This window comes from Streptomyces sp. CA-210063, from assembly GCF_024612015.1.
Lineage (GTDB): Bacteria > Actinomycetota > Actinomycetes > Streptomycetales > Streptomycetaceae > Streptomyces.
The window spans coordinates 9,727,844-9,745,117 of record NZ_CP102512.1 but is presented as its reverse complement, the minus strand read 5'-3'; the positions used below and the strand labels follow the sequence as shown (position 1 = coordinate 9,745,117).

Here is a 17,274-nt window from a genome sequence, read left to right as displayed (position 1 = left end):
ACCACAACGGGAGGAACCCATGTCGTCGTCGCCCCACTACATCAAGGCCAACCCCTTCGACCGCGCGCTGAACGGCTTCATCGGCTGGCTCGCCCGCCGCGGCGTCAGCCTCCTCGGCACGGCCGAGCTCTCCGTGCGCGGCCGCAAGAGCGGCGAGTGGCGACGGCTGCCGGTCAATCCGTTGCCGTACGAGGGCGGCCCCTACCTCGTCTCGGCGCGCGGCCACTCCGAGTGGGTGCGCAACATGCGCGCGGCGGGCGGCGGACGGCTTCAGGTGGGCCGCCGGGTGCAGGAGTTCACGGCGGTCGAGCTGCCCGACGAGGAGAAGCCCGTCGTGCTGCGCACCTACCTGAAGAAGTGGGGCTGGGAGGTGGGCCGGTTCTTCGGCGACGTCAACGCCGACTCCAGCGACGAGGAGTTGCTCGCCGCCGCGCCGAAGCACCCCGTCTTCCGGATCACCGTCACGCGGTGACCGGCCGGGGTACCGGCGGACCGGCCTGAGTGCCGGGAAACCGGGGCGGGGCGGTCGGCAGCCTGGGCGTCGGCGGGCCGGCCGGCCGGGGCGGGCCGACGCGACCTGTCGAACGGGCCCGCGCCTACCTGTCGAATCTGGTCAGCGCGCGCTGGGCCATCGGGTGCGTGCGGACCATCTCTCCCAGGGAGGTCGAGCCGCGCGTGATGTCGACGAAGGCCCGCCAGGCGGGACGGAAGCCGGTGATCGCCGCGTGGAAGAGCCCGGGCCGCCGCTCGAACGCGATCAGCAGCCGCTTGCCGACGCTCATCTCGACGCCGAGCCCCGCCTTCACGGCGAACGCGTAGTTCAGAGCCTGCCGGCGCGCGTCCACCGCGTCGTGCGCCTCGGCGATCCGCACCGCCCACTCCCCCGCCAGCCGCCCCGACCGCAGCGCGAAGGAGATGCCCTCCCGAGTCCACGGCTCCAACAGCCCCGCCGCGTCCCCGCACACCAGCACCCGACCCCGCGAGAGCGGCGAGTCGTCGGCGCGGCAGCGCGTCAGGTGCCCGGAGGAGATGCTCGGTTCGAAGCCGGCGAGGCCGAGCCGACCGATGAAGTCCTCCAAGTACCGCTTGGTGGCGGCGCCTTCACCGCGCGCGGAGATCACGCCGACGGTCAGCGTGTCGCCCTTGGGGAAGACCCACCCGTAACTGCCGGGCATCGGGCCCCAGTCGATGAGGACGCGGCCCTTCCAGTCCTCGGCGACGGTCTCCGGCACGGGGATCTCCGCCTCCAGGCCGAGGTCGACCTGTTCCAGCTTCACCCCGACGTGCGCTCCTATGCGGCTGGCGCTGCCGTCGGCGCCGACGACGGCCCGCGCGAGCAGCGTCTCGCCGCCCTGCAGGACCACGGCGACCGTACGCCGGTCCGGCACGGCCGAGCCGTGCTGCTCGACCCGGGTGACCGTGACGCCCGTACGCAGCTCCGCACCCGCCTTCTGGGCGTGCTCGACGAGTTGCTGGTCGAACTCGGGCCGGTTGATCAGCCCGAACAGCATCTGCTTGGACTTGCGCGTCCGGGCGTAGCGGCCGTCGAGGGAGAAGGTGACCGCGTGCACCCGGTCCTTCAAGGGCAGTTCGAAACCGGGGGGCAGCGCGTCGCGCGAGGGGCCGATGATGCCGCCGCCGCACGTCTTGTACCGCGGCAGTTCCGCCTTCTCCAGCAACAGGACGCTGCGTCCCGCGACCGCCGCCGCGTAGGCGGCCGAAGCCCCCGCGGGGCCCGCCCCCACCACGACGACGTCCCACACCCGCTGCACGTCGTCCGCCGAAGAGTTCTCGCTGCTCACGATGGTCTACTGCTCCCGATCCAGCCGCCTGCCGCACCTGTCCCACGCATCCTACGGCGGGTGACGCCGAGCCCTGCTGTGGGAGGATCGGCAGCGCGTGCGCCCTACACCGACACACCGGGCAAGGGCGTACGCGGCCCCCTACCCAATAGGACAACGTCGCACCCACGAGGAGCGTGCCCATGCCGTCGAACCCGGTCGCCGAGACCGTCGCCTCACTGATCCCCCGGGCGAGGGCGGAGCTCACCGAACTGGTGGCCTTCAAGTCGGTGGCGGATTTCGACCAGTACCCGAAGAGCGAGAGCGAAGGCGCCGCGCACTGGGTCGCCGACGCGCTGCGCGCCGAGGGTTTCCAGGACGTGGCCCTGCTCGACACCCCCGACGGCACCCAGTCCGTGTACGGCTACCTGCCGGGGCCCGAGGGCGCGAAGACGGTCCTCCTCTACGCCCACTACGACGTGCAGCCGCCGCTGGACGAGACGGCCTGGCTGTCGCCGCCGTTCGAGCTGACCGAGCGCGACGGCCGCTGGTACGGACGCGGCGCGGCCGACTGCAAGGGCGGCGTGATCATGCACCTGCTGGCGCTGCGGGCCCTGAAGGCGAACGGCGGGATCCCCGTCCACATCAAGGTGATCGCCGAGGGATCCGAGGAGATGGGCACCGGCGGTCTCCAGCAGTACGCCGAGGCGCACCCGGAGTTGCTCGCCGCCGACACCGTCGTCATCGGCGACGCCGGCAACTTCCGCGCCGGGCTGCCGACGGTCACCTCCTCCCTGCGCGGCATGATCCTCATGCGCGTGAGCATCGACGCCCTCGAAGGCAACCTGCACTCGGGCCAGTTCGGCGGCGCGGCCCCCGACGCGCTGGCCGCGCTGATCCGCGTACTGGACTCACTGCGCGCCGAGGACGGCACGACGACGGTCGACGGACTCGCGAGCGACGGCGCGTGGGACGGCCTTCAGTACGACGACGAGCAGTTCCGCAAGGACGCCAAGGTCCTCGACGGCGTGGACCTGGTCGGCTCCGACACGGTCGCCGACCGCGTCTGGGCCCGCCCGGCCGCCACCGTGCTCGGCATCGACGCTCCGCCGGTCGTCGGCGCGACCCCGTCGATCCAGGCGAGCGCCCGCGCCCTGATCGGGCTGCGCGTCCCGCCCGGCGTCGACGTCACGGACGCCATCAAGCTCCTCGAAGCCCACCTGGTGGCGCACACCCCGTGGGGCGCCCGGGTGAGCTGCGAACCGATCGGCCACGGCCAGGCGTTCCGCGCCGACACCACCAGCCCGGCCTACGAGGCGATGGCCTCCGCCATGGCCGTCGCCTACCCGGGCCAGGAGATGCAGTACGCGGGCCACGGCGGCTCCATCCCCCTGTGCAACGCCCTCGCCGCCCTCTACCCGAACGCCGAGATCCTCCTCATCGGCCTCAGCGAACCCGAGGCCCAGATCCACGCGGTCAACGAGAGCGTGTCCCCGGAGGAACTGGAGCGCATGTCGGTGGCGGAGGCGCTGTTCCTGCGCAACTACGCGGCAAACTGACCGAACATGTCGACGCCGGTGCGGTACCGCGCCCCGTCAGGGGCGCGGGGCTGTTACATGTGCGGCTCCGCCGCGTGGGCGCGAGCAACCACGAACAACCCGCAGTCGCCCCACGGCCTCCCCGAGACGCGACGGCGAACCGTCACACCGGCACCCCAGCCTCCAAGTACAACGCAGCGCCCCTCTCCCGTGCCCGCAACGCCCACCGCAACCTTTCATACCGAACCGGCGGCAGCAGATCCTCGGCCTCCTCCTCCGTGACGAATCGCCAGCCGCGCAGCTCGGGCCCGGGCAGAACGGGCCGCTGAGCACCGCTGGTATCGATTCGACCCCCGTCGAAAAGGAGGCGCAGTCCGCCGTATCTGGGCGGCGCGGGTGCCTCCCAGTCCACGACCAGCATCCGGGGCACGTCGGCCAGCCGTATCCCGGTCTCCTCAAGAACCTCACGCACCCCCGCACGCGCCGGCGCCTCACCGGCCTCCACGACCCCACCGGGGAACTCCCATCCGGCCTTGTAGGTCGGATCGACGAGCAGAACCCGGTCGTCCTCGTCGAACAGCAGGACCCCCGCGGCGACCGTCTCGGCGGTCGGCTCGGGGGTCTGCACGATGTCGCACACGGGTACGTCGTCGGCGGCCACGGCATCGGCGATGCGCCGCGCGGTCTCGTACGGGGTGAGGGCGCCGGTGTCGACGAGGTGGGCATCGGCGGTGAGCCAGCCGCCCAGGGCGGCGCGGTAGGGCGCGATGTGGTCGTACGCCCATTGGCGCAGCCGCATCTCACCGTCGGGGAGGTCGGGCGGTACCTCCCGCCCGGCTATTCGCTCTCGCAGTATCGTTTCGGCCGGGGCCAGGAGCAGATGCCGGACGGTGATGCGGCGGGCGGCGAGGCCGCCGAAGATCTCGTCGCGGTACTCCTGGCGGAGCAGCGTCATGGGGACCACGAGGGTGCCGCCCAGCTCGGCGAGCAGGGCGGCGGCGGTGTCGACCACGAGCCGTCGCCAGCTCGGCAGGTCCTGGAAGTCGCCGACCTCGGCGAGGCGTTTGGCCGGCAGCATGTGTGTCAGTGCGCCGCCGATGACCTCGGGGTCGAAGAGTGTGCTGTTCGGGATCAGTTCGATCAGTTCCCGTGCGGTGGTGGTCTTCCCCGCACCGAACGCGCCGTTGATCCAAACGACGGTCACGGTTCCCCCTCTTCTGTTGACCCCCTGAGGCTTGCCCTCCACTCCGCCACGGAAACCAGCCGCTGATAAGGAGCCGAAATACGACGACGGCGGGTCCCCCACCGAGTGGGGGACCCGCCACCTGCGATGCGATGGGGAACGAAAGGGAATCCGCTGCCCGCTGCCAGGCCGTCAGCCCTCCTTGCCGCCCTTGGCGCCCTTGCCTTCCTGACCCTCCTGGCCCGCCTTGCCGCCCAACGCGTCCTCGTCGACGGCCAGGCTGTCGCTGGAGACCGTCTTGCCGACCTTGCCGAGCGTGCCCTCGACGTCCAGTTTGCTCAGTGCGTCGGTCTTCCCGAGCGTGTCCGCGGCGTCGAGGCCGTGCGACGGCGTGATGGCCGCGACGACGAACCCGGTGGCGAGGGAGGCGATGGCGAGCATGCTGCGCTTCTTCATGCCCCGCTCAACTGCGGAACCGGGCGAGGGGTCACGCCCCGATTTCCGGCTCTTCCGCGGCCACCCCCGGCGGCGGCTGTCACCCTCCGGCCACCGGCGTGCTGGGCCGACGCGCCAGCGCCGCCGCGGCCGCGCCCACCAGGCCGGCGTCCGTGCCCATGACGGCCGGGGCGATGGTCAGGTCCTGCACGAAGGACAGCGTGGCGTAGTCCTTGAGGGCAGTGCGCAGGGGGGCGAACAGGATGTCGCCGGCGCCCGCGACACCGCCGCCGATGACGGCTATGTCGATCTCGACGAGGGTGGCGGTGGCGGCGATACCGGCGGCGAGGGCCTGCGCGGCGCGTTCGAAGGAGGCGACCGCCACGGGATCCCCGGCACGGGCGGCGGTGGCGACCGCGGCGGCGGAGGTGTCGCCGTCGGGGCCGGGCCGCCAGCCGTTGTCCAGCGCGCGGCGGGCGATGTTGGGGCCGCTGGCGATGCGCTCGACGCAGCCACGGGCACCGCAGGGGCAGCGGTCACCGTCGAGGTCGACGCTGATGTGACCGATGTGGCCGGCGTTGCCCGTGGGCCCGGCGTGCAGCTTCCCGCCGAGGACCAGGCCACCGCCGACACCCGTCGACACCACCATGCACAGCGCGTTGTCGTGGCCGCGGGCCGCGCCCTGCCAGTGCTCGGCCGCCGTGATGGCCACGCCGTCGCCGATCAGCTCGACGGGGAGCCCGCCGGTCACGGCCCGCACCCGCTCGACCAGGGGGAAGCCGCGCCAGCCGGGTACGTTCACGGGGCTGACCGTGCCGGCCGAGGCGTCGACCGGGCCCGCGCTGCCGATCCCGACGGCCGTGGCCCCGCCCCACAGCGGGGCGGCGGTGAGTTCGCCGAGGACCTCCTCGACGGCCCGCATCACGGTGTCGCCGTCCTGCTGGGCGGGCGTCGGGCGCTGGGCGCGCACCAGGATCCGGCCGTGGCCGTCCACCAGCGCCCCGGCGATCTTGGTGCCGCCGATGTCGAGCGCGGCCACGAGGTCGGTCTGCATCAGTGTCAGTTCTCCCGCTGCGAGTCTCCTACCGGGCGCCCGAATCCAGCGGCACCCGGATCTCCGGCCGGAAAACTGGCAGCACGACGCTCGCCTGGTGGGGGGCGCCGGCCAGAGAATGCGATAGACAGTCTCTCCCGGCTGTGACAACGTTGTCCAGGCTCTATGCTCGACGCCACATCCTCAATAACCGCACCATTCCGACACGGCACCACCGACCACACCCCGTGGACGACAGGACAGGACAGCGCACAGTGCCCGAGACCGCCAACGGCATCGCCCGCCGCCCCGAGAACCGCTACGGCAACCGTCCCACGATGAAGGACGTCGCGGCGCGGGCCGGTGTGGGTCTGAAGACGGTCTCCCGGGTGGTGAACGGCGAGGCGGGCGTCACCCCCGACACCGAGCGCCGCGTCCAGGAGGCGATCGAGGCACTCGGCTTCCGGCGCAACGACAGCGCGCGGGTGCTGCGCAAGGGCCGTACGGCCAGCATCGGCCTGGTCCTGGAGGACCTCGCCGACCCGTTCTACGGCCCCCTCAGCCGGGCGGTGGAGGAGGTGTCCCGCGCCCACGGCTCGCTGCTGATCAACGGGTCCAGCGCGGAGGACCCGGACCGTGAGCAGGAGCTGGCGCTGGCGCTGTGCGCGCGCCGGGTGGACGGGCTGGTCGTCATCCCGGCGGGGGACGACCACCGCTATCTGGAGCCCGAGATCAGGGCGGGTGTCGCCACGGTGTTCGTGGACCGCCCGGCCGGGCGGATCGACGCGGACGTGGTGCTCTCGGACAGCTTCGGCGGCGCCCGTGACGGCGTGGCCCACCTCATCGCCCACGGCCACCGCCGGATCGGCTTCATCGGCGACATGCCCCGCATCCACACCGCCGCCGAACGGCTGCGCGGTTACCGGACCGCCATGGAGGACGCGGGCATAGCGGTCGAGGACGCCTGGATGTCCCTCGGCGTCACCGACCCGGAGCGGGTCCGCAGGGCGGCCGAGGAGATGCTGTCCGGCCCGGCGCCCGTCACGGCGGTCTTCGCGGGCAACAACCGGGTGACGGTCACGGTCGTGCGGGTCCTCGCCGAGCACTCCCGCCAGGTCGCCCTCGTCGGCTTCGACGACTTCGAGCTGGCCGATCTGCTCCGGCCGGGCATCACCGTGGTCGCCCAGGACCCCGCCCTGCTGGGACGCACCGCCGCCGAGCGCCTCTTCCGGCAGCTGGACGGCTCCCTCCTCACGCCGGAGCGCATCGAGCTGCCGACCCGGCTGATCGCCCGCGGCTCGGGCGAACTGCCGCCCGCGGACTGACCGTTGGAAGCCCCCGATCCCCGTACGCTCGAAGCGCTCGACCTCGCCGTGGCGCCGCGCGAGGACCCGCTGAGCTATCCGGGTAGGTGGCCCCCGGAGTCCGCGCTCCTTGACGGCAACCGGATACTGCCGCTGGACACGCTCGTCTTCGAGGACCGTGTCCCCGTCCTCTCGGTCGGCTCCAACGCCTGCCCCGCGCAGCTCGTGCACAAGATGGCGGAGCACGGCGTGGAGTGCCGGATCCCCATGGTCAGGGCCAGGGTCACCGACATCGGGGTCGGCGTCTCGGCCCATGTCAGCCTGCTCGGCTACATGTCCGCGTCTCCCTTCCACTCCCCCGGCTCCACCCGCGAACTGTTCCTCACCTGGCTCAACGAGGCACAGCTCGCCGTGGTCGACACGAGCGAGGGCGTCGACTCACCGACCGGCAACTTCCACCGGGCCGTCCTCCCCGCCGCCGACTTCCGGATCGAGCTGGAGTCGGGCGACGTCCTCGACCAGGCCTGGATCTACGTCAACCGGTGGGGTGTTCTGCACAACGGCGGCCCGGGCCCGCGTCCCCATCCGGGCCGGCAGCGCCCGCTGATCAGCGAACTCCTCGCCGCGTCGGCGGAGTTGCGCGAACTGTTCGGCACCACACCGGACGAGTTCTGCGCCCGGGCGCGCGGCAATCGCGGTCTGTGCGTGCGGGGCCGGGAGGTGTTCGCCGAGAAGAGGTGGACGACGGTGTCCGGTCTGGAGCAGTACGTACGGCCGCATCCGCGGTCGCAGGCCCGACTGGGCACCGCCCGGGCTCAGCAGACCGGGAGGCCGGGCACCGGGGCGTCGTTGTCGCCGCCCTGGATATAGACGTCGCTGACGAAGACGTTCGTGTTGCCCCTGTCGTCGTCGGTCTTGGCCCACCAGACGTTGGTCCACTCGCCGTAGGTCTCGCGGCGGCCGAGGTTCTGCTGGCAGTAGAAGTAGTTGGTGCCCTGGTTGAGGACGCCGACCTTGGTGCCGGAGGCGGTGTAGGAGTCGGCGGTGCGCCAGACCGTGCAGTTGTACTTGCCTCCGCCGATCGAGACGCAGGACGGTTCCGGCGTGGACTCGCCTCCGCCGGGTGCACCGCCGGTGGTCGTACCACCGCTGGTGGAGCCGCCCGAGCCTGCCGAACCGCCGCCCGTGGTACCGCCGTCGGCGTTCTTCGACGGGGAGGCGGACGCCTCGGTCTCCTTCTCCTTCTTCTCGGCCTCCTCGGTCGGGCTCGGGGACACCTTGTCGTCCTTCCCCTTCCCCTTCTCCTTGGCGTCGGAGTCGTCGGAGAGATCGACGGTGCCCTGGCTGGGGCCCTTGGAGGGGGTGGCGGTGGTCGAGTCGGTGGGCGAGGGCTGGGCGCCCGTCTCGGTGTCGTCGTTCCCGTTGAGCAGCGCGACCGTGACGCCGGTGGCGGCGAGGACGACGGCGACGGCCACGGCGGCGAGCAGCGCGCGGCCCTTGCCGGGGCGGTCGCCGGTCGGGGCCACCGTGGTGGCGGGTCCCGACGCGGGGCCGGCTGTCTGTGGGGCGCCGGCACCGTGGCCGACGATCTCGGAGGACGCCCCGGTGCCGGGCCCGGCGACCGGCTGGGGCGGCCCGAAGCCGGGGGTCGGGACCGTCGAACCGAACCCGGATGCCGCGCCCGTCCCGCCGGATGCCGCGCCCGCCGTCGGCGGCCCGAACCCCGGCGGCACCGAAGGAACGATCCGCGTGGTCTCCGCTCTCGGCCCGTTCGACCCGGCCGTCGGGGAGTCGAGCGGGCCCCCGGCGGCCACCGTCTCCAGCAGTTCCCGGGCCGCGTCGGCGTCCGGGCGGTGCTCCGGGCGCTTGTCCATCAGCTGTTGCAGGACGGGTTCGAGCGGTCCCGACCGCTGTGATTCGGGCAGCGGGTCGCCCACGATCGCGGTGAGCGTCGACCAGGTGGACGTACGCCGGAACGGGGACGAGCCCTCGACGGCCGCGTACAGGGTGGCGCCGAGTGCCCAGATGTCGGAGGCGGGGCCGGGGTCGTGGCCCTGGGCGCGCTCGGGGGCCAGATAGTCGAGGGAGCCGACGAGTTCGCCGCTGCGGGTGAGGTGGGTGGCGGAGCCGTCGCCCGGGTCCTCCATGGTGGCGATGCCGAAGTCGGTGAGGACGACCCGGCCGGAGCGGTCCAGGAGGATGTTGCCGGGCTTGACGTCACGGTGCAGTACGCCGACCCGGTGGGCGGCGGCCAGGGCGTCCATGACCTTGGCGCCGATGGCGGCGGCCTCGCGGGGGTCGAGGAGACCCCGGTCGCGCAGGACGTCGTCCAGGGACGGGCCGTCGACGAGTTCCATGACGATCAGCGGGCGCCCGTCGACCTCGGCCACGTCGTGCACGGCGACGACTCCGGGGTGCCGGACGCGGGCGGCGGCCCGGGCCTCGCGCTGCATCCGCAGGCTCAGGTCGGCCAGTTCGGGCCCGGCCGCGTCCGTGTAGGTGCGCAGTTCCTTGAGGGCGACCTCGCGGTGGAGCACCTCGTCCACGGCCCGCCAGACGACGCCCATGCCGCCGCGTCCGAGTTGCTCCACGACCCGGTACCGCCCGACGAGCAACCGCCCGGCACCGTCCGCCTGTTGGTTCGCCCCCGAAGACACCTACGCCCCGTTCCTGTGACCGACCGATGAGTGGGCGTACAGCGTACGACGCGGGGCGGGGCGCCTCGGACCGGCCGCGACGGCTGTCACAGGACCACCACGTACCCGCCGCCGTCCGACCCGCCCGCCTACTGGCCGGAGATCGTCGGATCCGCCCGCCGGGGTGCCGCGAAGCCCTCCAGGCCGGCGCGGTCCAGGCCGGTCGCCTTCGCCACCTCGTCGAGGTCGAGCGCGCCGCAGTCGAGGCCCCGCAGCAGGTAGCCGCTGAGCGCCTTGGCCGTCGCGGGCTCGTCCATCACATCGCCGCCGGCGCGGTTGGCGTACCGGGAGAGGCGGGCGGCGGCCTGTTCGTAGCCCTCGCGGTAGAAGGCGAAGACGGCCGCGTAGCGGGTGGGGAGGTGGCCGGGGTGCATGTCCCAGCCCTGGTAGTAGGCGCGGGCCAGGGCGCGGCGGGTGAGGCCGTGGTGCAGCCGCCAGGCGTCGTGGACCTTCTCCGTGGGCCCGACCGGCAGGACGTTGGTGGAGCCGTCGCAGACGCGTACGCCGGTGCCCGCCGCGGCGACCTGCATGATCGCCTTGGCGTGGTCGGCGGCGGGGTGGTCGCTGGCCTGATAGGCGGCGGAGACGCCGAGGCAGGCGCTGTAGTCGAAGGTGCCGTAGTGCAGGCCGGTGGCGCGGCCCTCGGCGGCGTCGATCATACGGGCGACGGTGGCGGTGCCGTCGGCGGCGAGGATGGACTGGCTGGTCTCGATCTGGATCTCGAAGCCGATCCGGCCGGGCTCCAGGCCGCGCGCCTTCTCGAAGGCCTCGAGGAGCCGGACCATGGCGGTGACCTGCTCGGCGTAGGTGACCTTGGGCAGGGTCAGGACCAGCCCGTCGGGCAGGCCGCCGGCCTCCAGCAGGCCGGTGAGGAAGATGTCGAGGGTGCGGATGCCCCGGTCGCGTACCGGCGCCTCCATGCACTTCATACGGATGCCCATGTACGGGGCTGCCGTGCCCTTGGCGTAGGCGTCGGCGATCAGCCGGGCGGCGCGGGCGGCGGTCTCGTCCTCCTCGGCGTCGGGGCGCGGCCCGTAGCCGTCCTCGAAGTCCACGCGCAGGTCCTCGATGGGCTCGCGCTCCAGCTTGGCGCGAACGCGGTCGTACACGGGGCCGGCGAGGTCGTCGCTCAGACCGAGGACGGCGGCGAAGGAGGCGGCGTCCGGGGCGTGTTCGTCGAGGGCGGTGAGTGCCCGGTCGCCCCAGGTGCGGAGGGTGTCGGCGGCGAAGACGTCACCGGGCACGTAGACGGTGTGCACGGGCTGACGGGTGCCGGGGTCGCCCGGGTAGCGGCGCGCCAGCTCCGCGTCGACGGGGGCGAGGGAGGCGCTGATCTCCTCGCTGACGGCGCCCGCGAGACTCGTCGCCACGTTCTCCTGCCGGCCCTGCCCCATTCCACATCCTCCATTTTCCGCACTGCGGAATCATCAATCCGTATAACGAAGCTAGCTGTCGATCTTCGCCTCGGTCAACACTGTCTCGAAGTGCGATTCCCCATCTCTTCCCCCTGATCACTGCCGACCCGGCGTCTTCTTCCGTATTCAGTGGGCAAGGTTCATCCTGACTCCCAAGGGGAGGAGATCGCGTGCCGAAAGAGGTCGGAGTGACGCGCCGCCAAGGACTCAAGTCCGCGGCGGCCGCCGCCATCGCCGTGCCGCTGCTGACCACGGCGGGCTCGTCGCAACCGGCGTCCGCCGGCGAGTACGCGGGCGCCCTGAACGTCATGACGTTCAACGTGCGCTTCGCGACCGTCGTCGACAAGACACCGCGCTGGTCCGTGCGCCGCCCGGTGATGCGGGAGCTGTTGCGCCGCGAGCGCCCCCATGTCATCGGCACCCAAGAGGGCCTCTACCAGCAGCTGCGCATGATCGAGAAGGATCTCGGCGGGCACTACGACTGGATCGGCACCGGCCGAGGGGGCGGCAGCAAGGACGAGTTCATGGCGATCTTCTACGACACGCGCAGACTCGACCCGATCGAGTTCGATCACTTCTGGCTGTCCGACACCCCGTACACGATCGCCTCCAATACCTGGGACGCGGACTGGCTGCGCATGGTGACCTGGGTCAGATTCGCCGATCTCGCCGACGGGGGGCGGGAGTTCTACGTGCTCAACACCCATCTGGACAGCGTCAGCCAGTACGCCCGGGAGCGCTCCGCGGGGCTCATCGGCGAGACGATCGCCGGGTGGGACCGCTCTCTACCGGTCATCGTCACCGGCGACTTCAACGCGACCGCCCACGACAACCGGGTGTACGACCTGATGCTGGAGGGCGGGCTGGTCGACGCGTGGGACGAGGCGGCCACACGCAGCCCGGCGTACTCGACGTACCACGGCTACCGGGGGCTCAGGCCCGGCGGCCGGCGCATCGACTGGATCCTCACCTCGCCCGGGGTGACCACGCACTGGGCGGCGATGAACACCTTCTCCATGGACGGGGTGTACCCGAGCGACCATCTGCCGGTGCAGGCCTCGCTGACCCTGGGATGAGCCGAGGCCCCCGTGACCGTTCGTGCGGTCGCGGGGGCCTCGGGCGGACTGGAGCCTCAGCCCTTGCGGGTGTTGATCTCCTCGGTGAGCTGGGGGACGACGTCGAAGAGGTCGCCGACGACGCCGTAGTCGACGAGGTCGAAGATCGGGGCCTCGGCGTCCTTGTTGACGGCGACGATGGTCTTGGAGGTCTGCATGCCGGCGCGGTGCTGGATGGCGCCGGAGATGCCGGAGGCGATGTACAGCTGCGGCGAGACGGACTTGCCGGTCTGGCCGACCTGGTTGGTGTGGGGGTACCAGCCGGCGTCGACGGCGGCGCGGGAGGCACCGACGGCCGCGCCGAGGGAGTCGGCGAGGGCCTCGATGACGCCGAAGTTCTCAGCGCCGTTGACGCCACGGCCGCCGGAGACCACGATCGCGGCCTCGGTCAGCTCCGGGCGGCCGGTCGACTCGCGCGGGGTGCGGCCGGTGACCTTGGTGCCGGTGGCCAGCGCGCCGAACGTCACCTCCAGTGCCTCGACCGCGCCGGCGGCCGGGGCGGCCTCGACGGCGGCGGAGTTGGGCTTGACGGTGATGACCGGGGTGCCCTTGGCGGCACGGGACTTGGTGGTGAAGGAGGCGGCGAACACCGACTGGGTGGCCACCGGGCCCTCGTCGCCGGCTTCGAGGTCGACGGCGTCGGTGATGATGCCGGAGCCGATGCGCAGCGCGAGGCGGGCGGCGATCTCCTTGCCCTCGGCGGAGGAGGGGACGAGAACGGCGGCCGGGGAGACGGCCTCGTACGCGGCCTGGAGGGCGTCGACCTTGGGGACGACGAGGTAGTCGGCGTACTCGGCGGCGTCGTGGGTGAGGACCCTGACCGCGCCGTGCTCGGCGAGCGCGGCGGCGGTGTCGGCGGCGCCGTTGCCCAGCGCGACGGCGACGGGCTCGCCGATACGGCGGGCCAGGGTCAGCAGTTCGAGGGTGGGCTTGCGGACGGCACCGTCCACGTGGTCGACGTAAACAAGAACTTCAGCCATTACTACTCCTGGGCGAGAACCCCGAACTTCGGCCGGGGGAAGACATGTTGACTGCTACGCTCGGCGCGTGCCGTTCGGCATCGGGCAGGGCTTGTCCGTCGTGAGGCCGTCTCGGTCGAGCGAGAAGCCCCTTCGGGCGGAGTCACGGGAATGCTCTCCTGCGATGAGCAATCCACCGGGGCGCGGGTCGTGTTGCAACCGGCCCGCGCCACCGACCCCTAGATGAACTTCTGGCCCGCGAGGAACTCAGCGAGCTGCTTGCCGCCCTCGCCCTCGTCCTTGACGATCGTGCCGGCGGTACGCGCCGGGCGCTCGGTCGCGGAGTCGACGACCGTGAAGGCGCCCTCCAGACCGACTTCCTCGGCCTCGATGTCGAGGTCGGACAGGTCCCAGGACTGAACCGGCTTCTTCTTCGCCGCCATGATGCCCTTGAAGGACGGGTAACGCGCCTCACCCGACTGGTCGGTGACGGAGACCACCGCCGGAAGCGAGGCCTGAAGCTGCTCGGAGGCGGCATCGCCGTCACGGCGGCCCTTGACCACACCGTCCTCGACGGAGACCTCGGACAGCAGGGTCACCTGCGGGACACCCAGACGCTCGGCGACCAGCGCCGGGACGACACCCATCGTGCCGTCGGTGGACGCCATGCCGGAGATCACCAGGTCGTATCCGGCCTTCTCGATCGCCTTCGCCAGCACCAGCGAGGTGCCGATGGCGTCGGTGCCGTGCAGGTCGTCGTCCTCGACGTGGATCGCCTTGTCCGCACCCATCGACAGCGCCTTGCGCAGCGCGTCCTTGGCGTCCTCCGGACCCACGGTCAGCACGGTGATCTCGGCGTCGTCGGCCTCGTCGGCGATCTGCAGCGCCTGCTCCACCGCGTACTCGTCCAGCTCGGAGAGCAGACCGTCCACATCGTCACGGTCGACGGTCAGGTCATCGGCGAAGTGCCGGTCGCCAGTGGCGTCGGGCACGTACTTCACAGTGACAACGATCCTCAAGCTCACGCCGGCTCTCCTACTGCATCGTCTTTTCCGGGCTGCCTTCTTGCAGGCAGCATAGGCGCCTGAAGCGGCCGATCCCGAGCGGGGCGACCTGCGCTCCGTCGAAATATTACTCGCCAGTACGACGCCTACGTTCCCGCATTCCGTTCCCGCTGAGCAAGCGCTTTGAACTGTGAGGTAGGCAACCCTGCGTAATCGTGCGGGAATCAGTCTCGCAGACCGTTGAAGGCGCCCTGGTGGTACAGCAGCGGCCGGCCGGCGCCCGACGGGTCACCCATGACCACCTCGGCGAGGACGATCCGGTGTTCGCCCGCCGGAACGCGTGCCACCACCCGGCAGACCAGCCAGGCGAGCACGTCGTCGAGGACGGGAACTCCCTCCGGGCCGCTACGCCATCCGGTGGGCGCCCCGAACCGGTCGGCGCCACTGCGGGCGAAGGTCGCGGCCAGGTCCCGCTGATGCTCCCCGAGTATGTGCACGCCCACGTGCTCCGCCTCGGAGATCACCGGCCAGCTGGAGGCGCCGGTGCCGATGCCGAACGAGAGCAGCGGGGGCTCGGCGGAGACAGAGGTGAGCGAGGTGGCGGTGAAGCCGACCGGGCCGGCGCCGTCCTGCGCGGTGATCACGGCGACGCCGGCGGCGTGACGCCGGAAGACGGAGCGCAGGAGATCGGGGGAGGCGAGCTGGGGCGAACCGAGGCCGGGGGTGGCCGTCATGGAGTTGTCCTTCTGCTGGAGTCGAGGGGCTGGTCCGTGGCTGCTCAGGATCCCGGACAGCGCGAACTCGCCGTGCGGACCAGGAACGCCCTAGACATGGCGACACGCTCGAAGAGAAGGAGTTCTCGGGGCATACGGTCAGGTTGACGATAGGTGAGGCGTACAGTCAAGTGCGTCCCGGAATCCGGAAGACACGTCACAAGTCGCCCCGTGCACTGCCCTTCGGCTCCGCCGCGTGCCACCGCTGCTTCACACGGCCTCGCCGAGCGCGGCGATCACATCCGCCTTGCGCGGCTGCCCGGTGGCCCGGCGCACGATCCGGCCGTCCGCGTCGAGCACGAGCACGGTCGGCGTCTTGAGGATGTCGAGGCGTCGTACGAGATCGAGGTGATCCTCGGCGTCGATCTCGACGTGGGCGACGCCGGGGACCATCCCGGCCACTTCGGCGAGCACCCTGCGGGTCGCCCGGCAGGGGGAGCAGAAGGCGCTGGAGAACTGGACGAGCGTGGCCCGTTCGCCGAGCCCCTCCCCCAACTCAGCCGCGCCGATCCGCTTGTCGCCGTCCCGCCCGCGCACCCTTACTCTCCCGCTCCGCCGCTGATGCAGCACTCCGTAGGCGCTCGCCGCCGCGAGCACCAGCCCACACACCACAAGTCCGGTCACAGCGTGCTTCAGCGTTCACGAGACCGCAAAGATTCCCGGTTCCCCACCGGGGTTGGCCTGCGGAATGCTTGACGCATGGACATTGATGTGAGGGGACCGCGCTTCGGGGCGGTCGTGACGACCGTCGTACTGGCGGTCGCGCTGATCACCGGCAGCGCCTGGCTGCTGGCCTGGCAGACGTTCGCGTTCGCGCTGGGCGCGGCGGGTGGAGTGGGGCGTTCGCCGTACGGCTGGGTCTTCCGCACGCTGCTGCGGCCGCGGCTCGGTCCGCCGACGGAGTTCGAGGCGCCGGAGCCGCCGCGCTTCGCGCAGGGCGTCGGGCTGGTCTTCGCGGCGGTGGGCCTGGTCGGTTTCGCGGTGGGGCCCGAGTGGCTGGGCCTGGCGGCGACCGGCGCGGCGCTCGCAGCGGCCTTCCTCAACGCGGCGTTCGGGTACTGCCTGGGGTGTGAGATGTACCTGCTCGTCCGTCGGGTGACCGTACGAGCGGAGTAAAGGCGGGGTGAAGTCCAGCCGTGGAACACATGACCGACGTGACGAGAATCTCGCCCGCGCCCTGCGTAGGGACTGGCTACTCATGCGTTCTTGGGGCACGATCTGCGGGATGCCGTAAACCTACGGCTGCGTAACTTTCCCGCCGGGAGCCTCCTTCCCAGGCAGAGAGAAGGGTCCACTCCGCCCATGGCAGAGCTCGTCTACCCTCCCGCAGTCGGTCTCGCCCGCACGCTGTTCAAGGCGTGGGACCTGAAGATCGACTGCAAGGGGTCGGAGAACATCCCGCGCTCGGGCGGCGCCGTACTGGTGAGCAATCACATCAGCTATCTGGACTTCATCTTCGACGGCCTGGCGGCGCTGCCGCAGAAGCGGCTGGTGCGCTTCATGGCCAAGGAGTCGGTGTTCCGGCACAAGATCTCCGGTCCGCTGATGCGGAACATGCGGCACATCCCGGTGGACCGCAAGCAGGGCGAGGCGGCCTACGCGCACGCGTTGGACTCACTGCGCTCCGGCGAGATCATCGGAGTCTTCCCCGAGGCCACGATCTCGCAGTCGTTCACCCTGAAGACCTTCAAGTCGGGCGCCGCCCGGCTGGCCCAGGAGGCGGGCGTCCCGCTGATCCCGATGGCCGTGTGGGGCACGCAGCGGCTGTGGACCAAGGGCCACCCGCGCAACTTCAAGCGCAGCCACATCCCGATCACCATCCGGGTCGGCGAGGCGATAGAGGCTTCCAAGGACAAGTACGCGGGCGCCATCACCCGTCAACTGCGCGAGCGTGTCCAGGAGTTGCTGGAGGCCGCGCAGCGCGCCTACCCCGTCCGCCCCAAGGGCCCGGACGACACCTGGTGGATGCCCGCCCACCTCGGCGGCACGGCCCCGACCCCGGAGCAGGTCCGCGAGGCCGAGGCTCGCTGATCCGCCC

At 71.6% G+C, this 17,274-nt stretch carries 17 protein-coding genes; 7 read left to right on the top strand and 10 right to left on the bottom strand.

All coding sequences use genetic code 11. The features are described from left to right. Nucleotides 1-19 precede the first annotated feature (19 nt). Nucleotides 20-472 carry a nitroreductase family deazaflavin-dependent oxidoreductase gene (locus JIX56_RS42750; protein ID WP_257549174.1) on the top strand — a complete coding sequence of 151 codons (453 nt, stop codon included), beginning with the start codon at nt 20-22 and terminating at the stop codon, nt 470-472. Between the two features lie 124 nt (nt 473-596). Here JIX56_RS42750 and JIX56_RS42745 read toward each other — a convergent pair whose 3' ends face one another. After that, entirely contained in the window at nt 597-1,802 is a 1,206-nt protein-coding gene (locus JIX56_RS42745) for a geranylgeranyl reductase family protein (RefSeq protein WP_257549172.1), read from the bottom strand. 182 nt (nt 1,803-1,984) lie between these two features. Here JIX56_RS42745 and JIX56_RS42740 point away from each other — a divergent pair, with 182 nt between their 5' ends. Then, nucleotides 1,985-3,340 carry a dipeptidase gene (locus tag JIX56_RS42740; protein ID WP_257549170.1) on the top strand — a complete coding sequence of 452 codons (1,356 nt, stop codon included), beginning with the start codon at nt 1,985-1,987 and terminating at the stop codon, nt 3,338-3,340. Nucleotides 3,341-3,482: 142 nt separating this feature from the next. Here JIX56_RS42740 and JIX56_RS42735 read toward each other — a convergent pair whose 3' ends face one another. The 3 genes from JIX56_RS42735 to JIX56_RS42725 all read right to left on the bottom strand — a co-directional run bounded on the left by JIX56_RS42735 (nt 3,483) and on the right by JIX56_RS42725 (nt 5,991). Next, entirely contained in the window at nt 3,483-4,523 is a 1,041-nt protein-coding gene (locus JIX56_RS42735; RefSeq protein WP_257549168.1) for an NUDIX hydrolase, read from the bottom strand. 171 nt (nt 4,524-4,694) lie between these two features. Next, on the bottom strand, nt 4,695-4,958 hold the full coding sequence (locus tag JIX56_RS42730; RefSeq protein WP_257549166.1) for a hypothetical protein: 264 nt from the start codon (nt 4,956-4,958) through the stop codon (nt 4,695-4,697). Nucleotides 4,959-5,037: 79 nt separating this feature from the next. Next, a complete protein-coding gene (locus JIX56_RS42725; protein WP_257549164.1) occupies nt 5,038-5,991 on the bottom strand; it encodes an ROK family protein in 954 nt (317 codons plus the stop codon). 254 nt (nt 5,992-6,245) lie between these two features. Here JIX56_RS42725 and JIX56_RS42720 point away from each other — a divergent pair, with 254 nt between their 5' ends. Together JIX56_RS42720 and JIX56_RS42715 are read left to right on the top strand one after the other, a co-directional pair. Next, on the top strand, nt 6,246-7,295 hold the full coding sequence (locus JIX56_RS42720; protein ID WP_257549162.1) for a LacI family DNA-binding transcriptional regulator: 1,050 nt from the start codon (nt 6,246-6,248) through the stop codon (nt 7,293-7,295). Nucleotides 7,296-7,298: 3 nt separating this feature from the next. Continuing rightward, a complete protein-coding gene (locus JIX56_RS42715) occupies nt 7,299-8,144 on the top strand; it encodes a hypothetical protein (protein WP_257549160.1) in 846 nt (281 codons plus the stop codon). Here JIX56_RS42715 and JIX56_RS42710 read toward each other — a convergent pair. Further along, a complete protein-coding gene (locus JIX56_RS42710) occupies nt 8,090-9,931 on the bottom strand; it encodes a serine/threonine-protein kinase (protein ID WP_257549158.1) in 1,842 nt (613 codons plus the stop codon). The two genes, JIX56_RS42715 and JIX56_RS42710, sit on opposite strands and share 55 nt — an antisense overlap. Before the next feature lie 128 nt (nt 9,932-10,059). After that, nucleotides 10,060-11,364: an HpcH/HpaI aldolase/citrate lyase family protein gene (locus JIX56_RS42705; protein ID WP_257549156.1), complete on the bottom strand. Its 1,305-nt coding sequence runs from the start codon at nt 11,362-11,364 to the stop codon at nt 10,060-10,062. Nucleotides 11,365-11,555: 191 nt separating this feature from the next. On the opposite strand from JIX56_RS42705, the gene JIX56_RS42700 reads away from it, so the two are divergent. Then, nucleotides 11,556-12,461: an endonuclease/exonuclease/phosphatase family protein gene (locus tag JIX56_RS42700; protein ID WP_257549154.1), complete on the top strand. Its 906-nt coding sequence runs from the start codon at nt 11,556-11,558 to the stop codon at nt 12,459-12,461. Nucleotides 12,462-12,517: 56 nt separating this feature from the next. Here the strand turns inward: JIX56_RS42700 and JIX56_RS42695 are convergent, their stop codons facing one another. The 4 genes from JIX56_RS42695 to JIX56_RS42680 all read right to left on the bottom strand — a co-directional run bounded on the left by JIX56_RS42695 (nt 12,518) and on the right by JIX56_RS42680 (nt 15,860). Continuing rightward, entirely contained in the window at nt 12,518-13,480 is a 963-nt protein-coding gene (locus JIX56_RS42695; protein WP_257549152.1) for an electron transfer flavoprotein subunit alpha/FixB family protein, read from the bottom strand. Nucleotides 13,481-13,698: 218 nt separating this feature from the next. Beyond that, nucleotides 13,699-14,484, bottom strand: a complete 786-nt coding sequence (locus JIX56_RS42690; protein WP_257549150.1) for an electron transfer flavoprotein subunit beta/FixA family protein — start codon at nt 14,482-14,484, stop codon at nt 13,699-13,701. 203 nt (nt 14,485-14,687) lie between these two features. Continuing rightward, entirely contained in the window at nt 14,688-15,197 is a 510-nt protein-coding gene (locus JIX56_RS42685) for a flavin reductase family protein (protein ID WP_257549148.1), read from the bottom strand. A 249-nt stretch (nt 15,198-15,446) separates the two neighbouring features. After that, the gene (locus tag JIX56_RS42680; protein WP_257549146.1) at nt 15,447-15,860 is read right to left on the bottom strand and encodes a thioredoxin family protein; all 414 of its coding nucleotides are present in this window, start codon (nt 15,858-15,860) and stop codon (nt 15,447-15,449) included. 75 nt (nt 15,861-15,935) lie between these two features. Between JIX56_RS42680 and JIX56_RS42675 the strand changes: the two genes are divergently transcribed. Next, the gene (locus JIX56_RS42675; protein ID WP_257549144.1) at nt 15,936-16,352 is read left to right on the top strand and encodes a DUF4395 domain-containing protein; all 417 of its coding nucleotides are present in this window, start codon (nt 15,936-15,938) and stop codon (nt 16,350-16,352) included. A 186-nt stretch (nt 16,353-16,538) separates the two neighbouring features. Further along, entirely contained in the window at nt 16,539-17,267 is a 729-nt protein-coding gene (locus tag JIX56_RS42670; protein WP_257549142.1) for a lysophospholipid acyltransferase family protein, read from the top strand. Nucleotides 17,268-17,274: the final 7 nt, after the last annotated feature.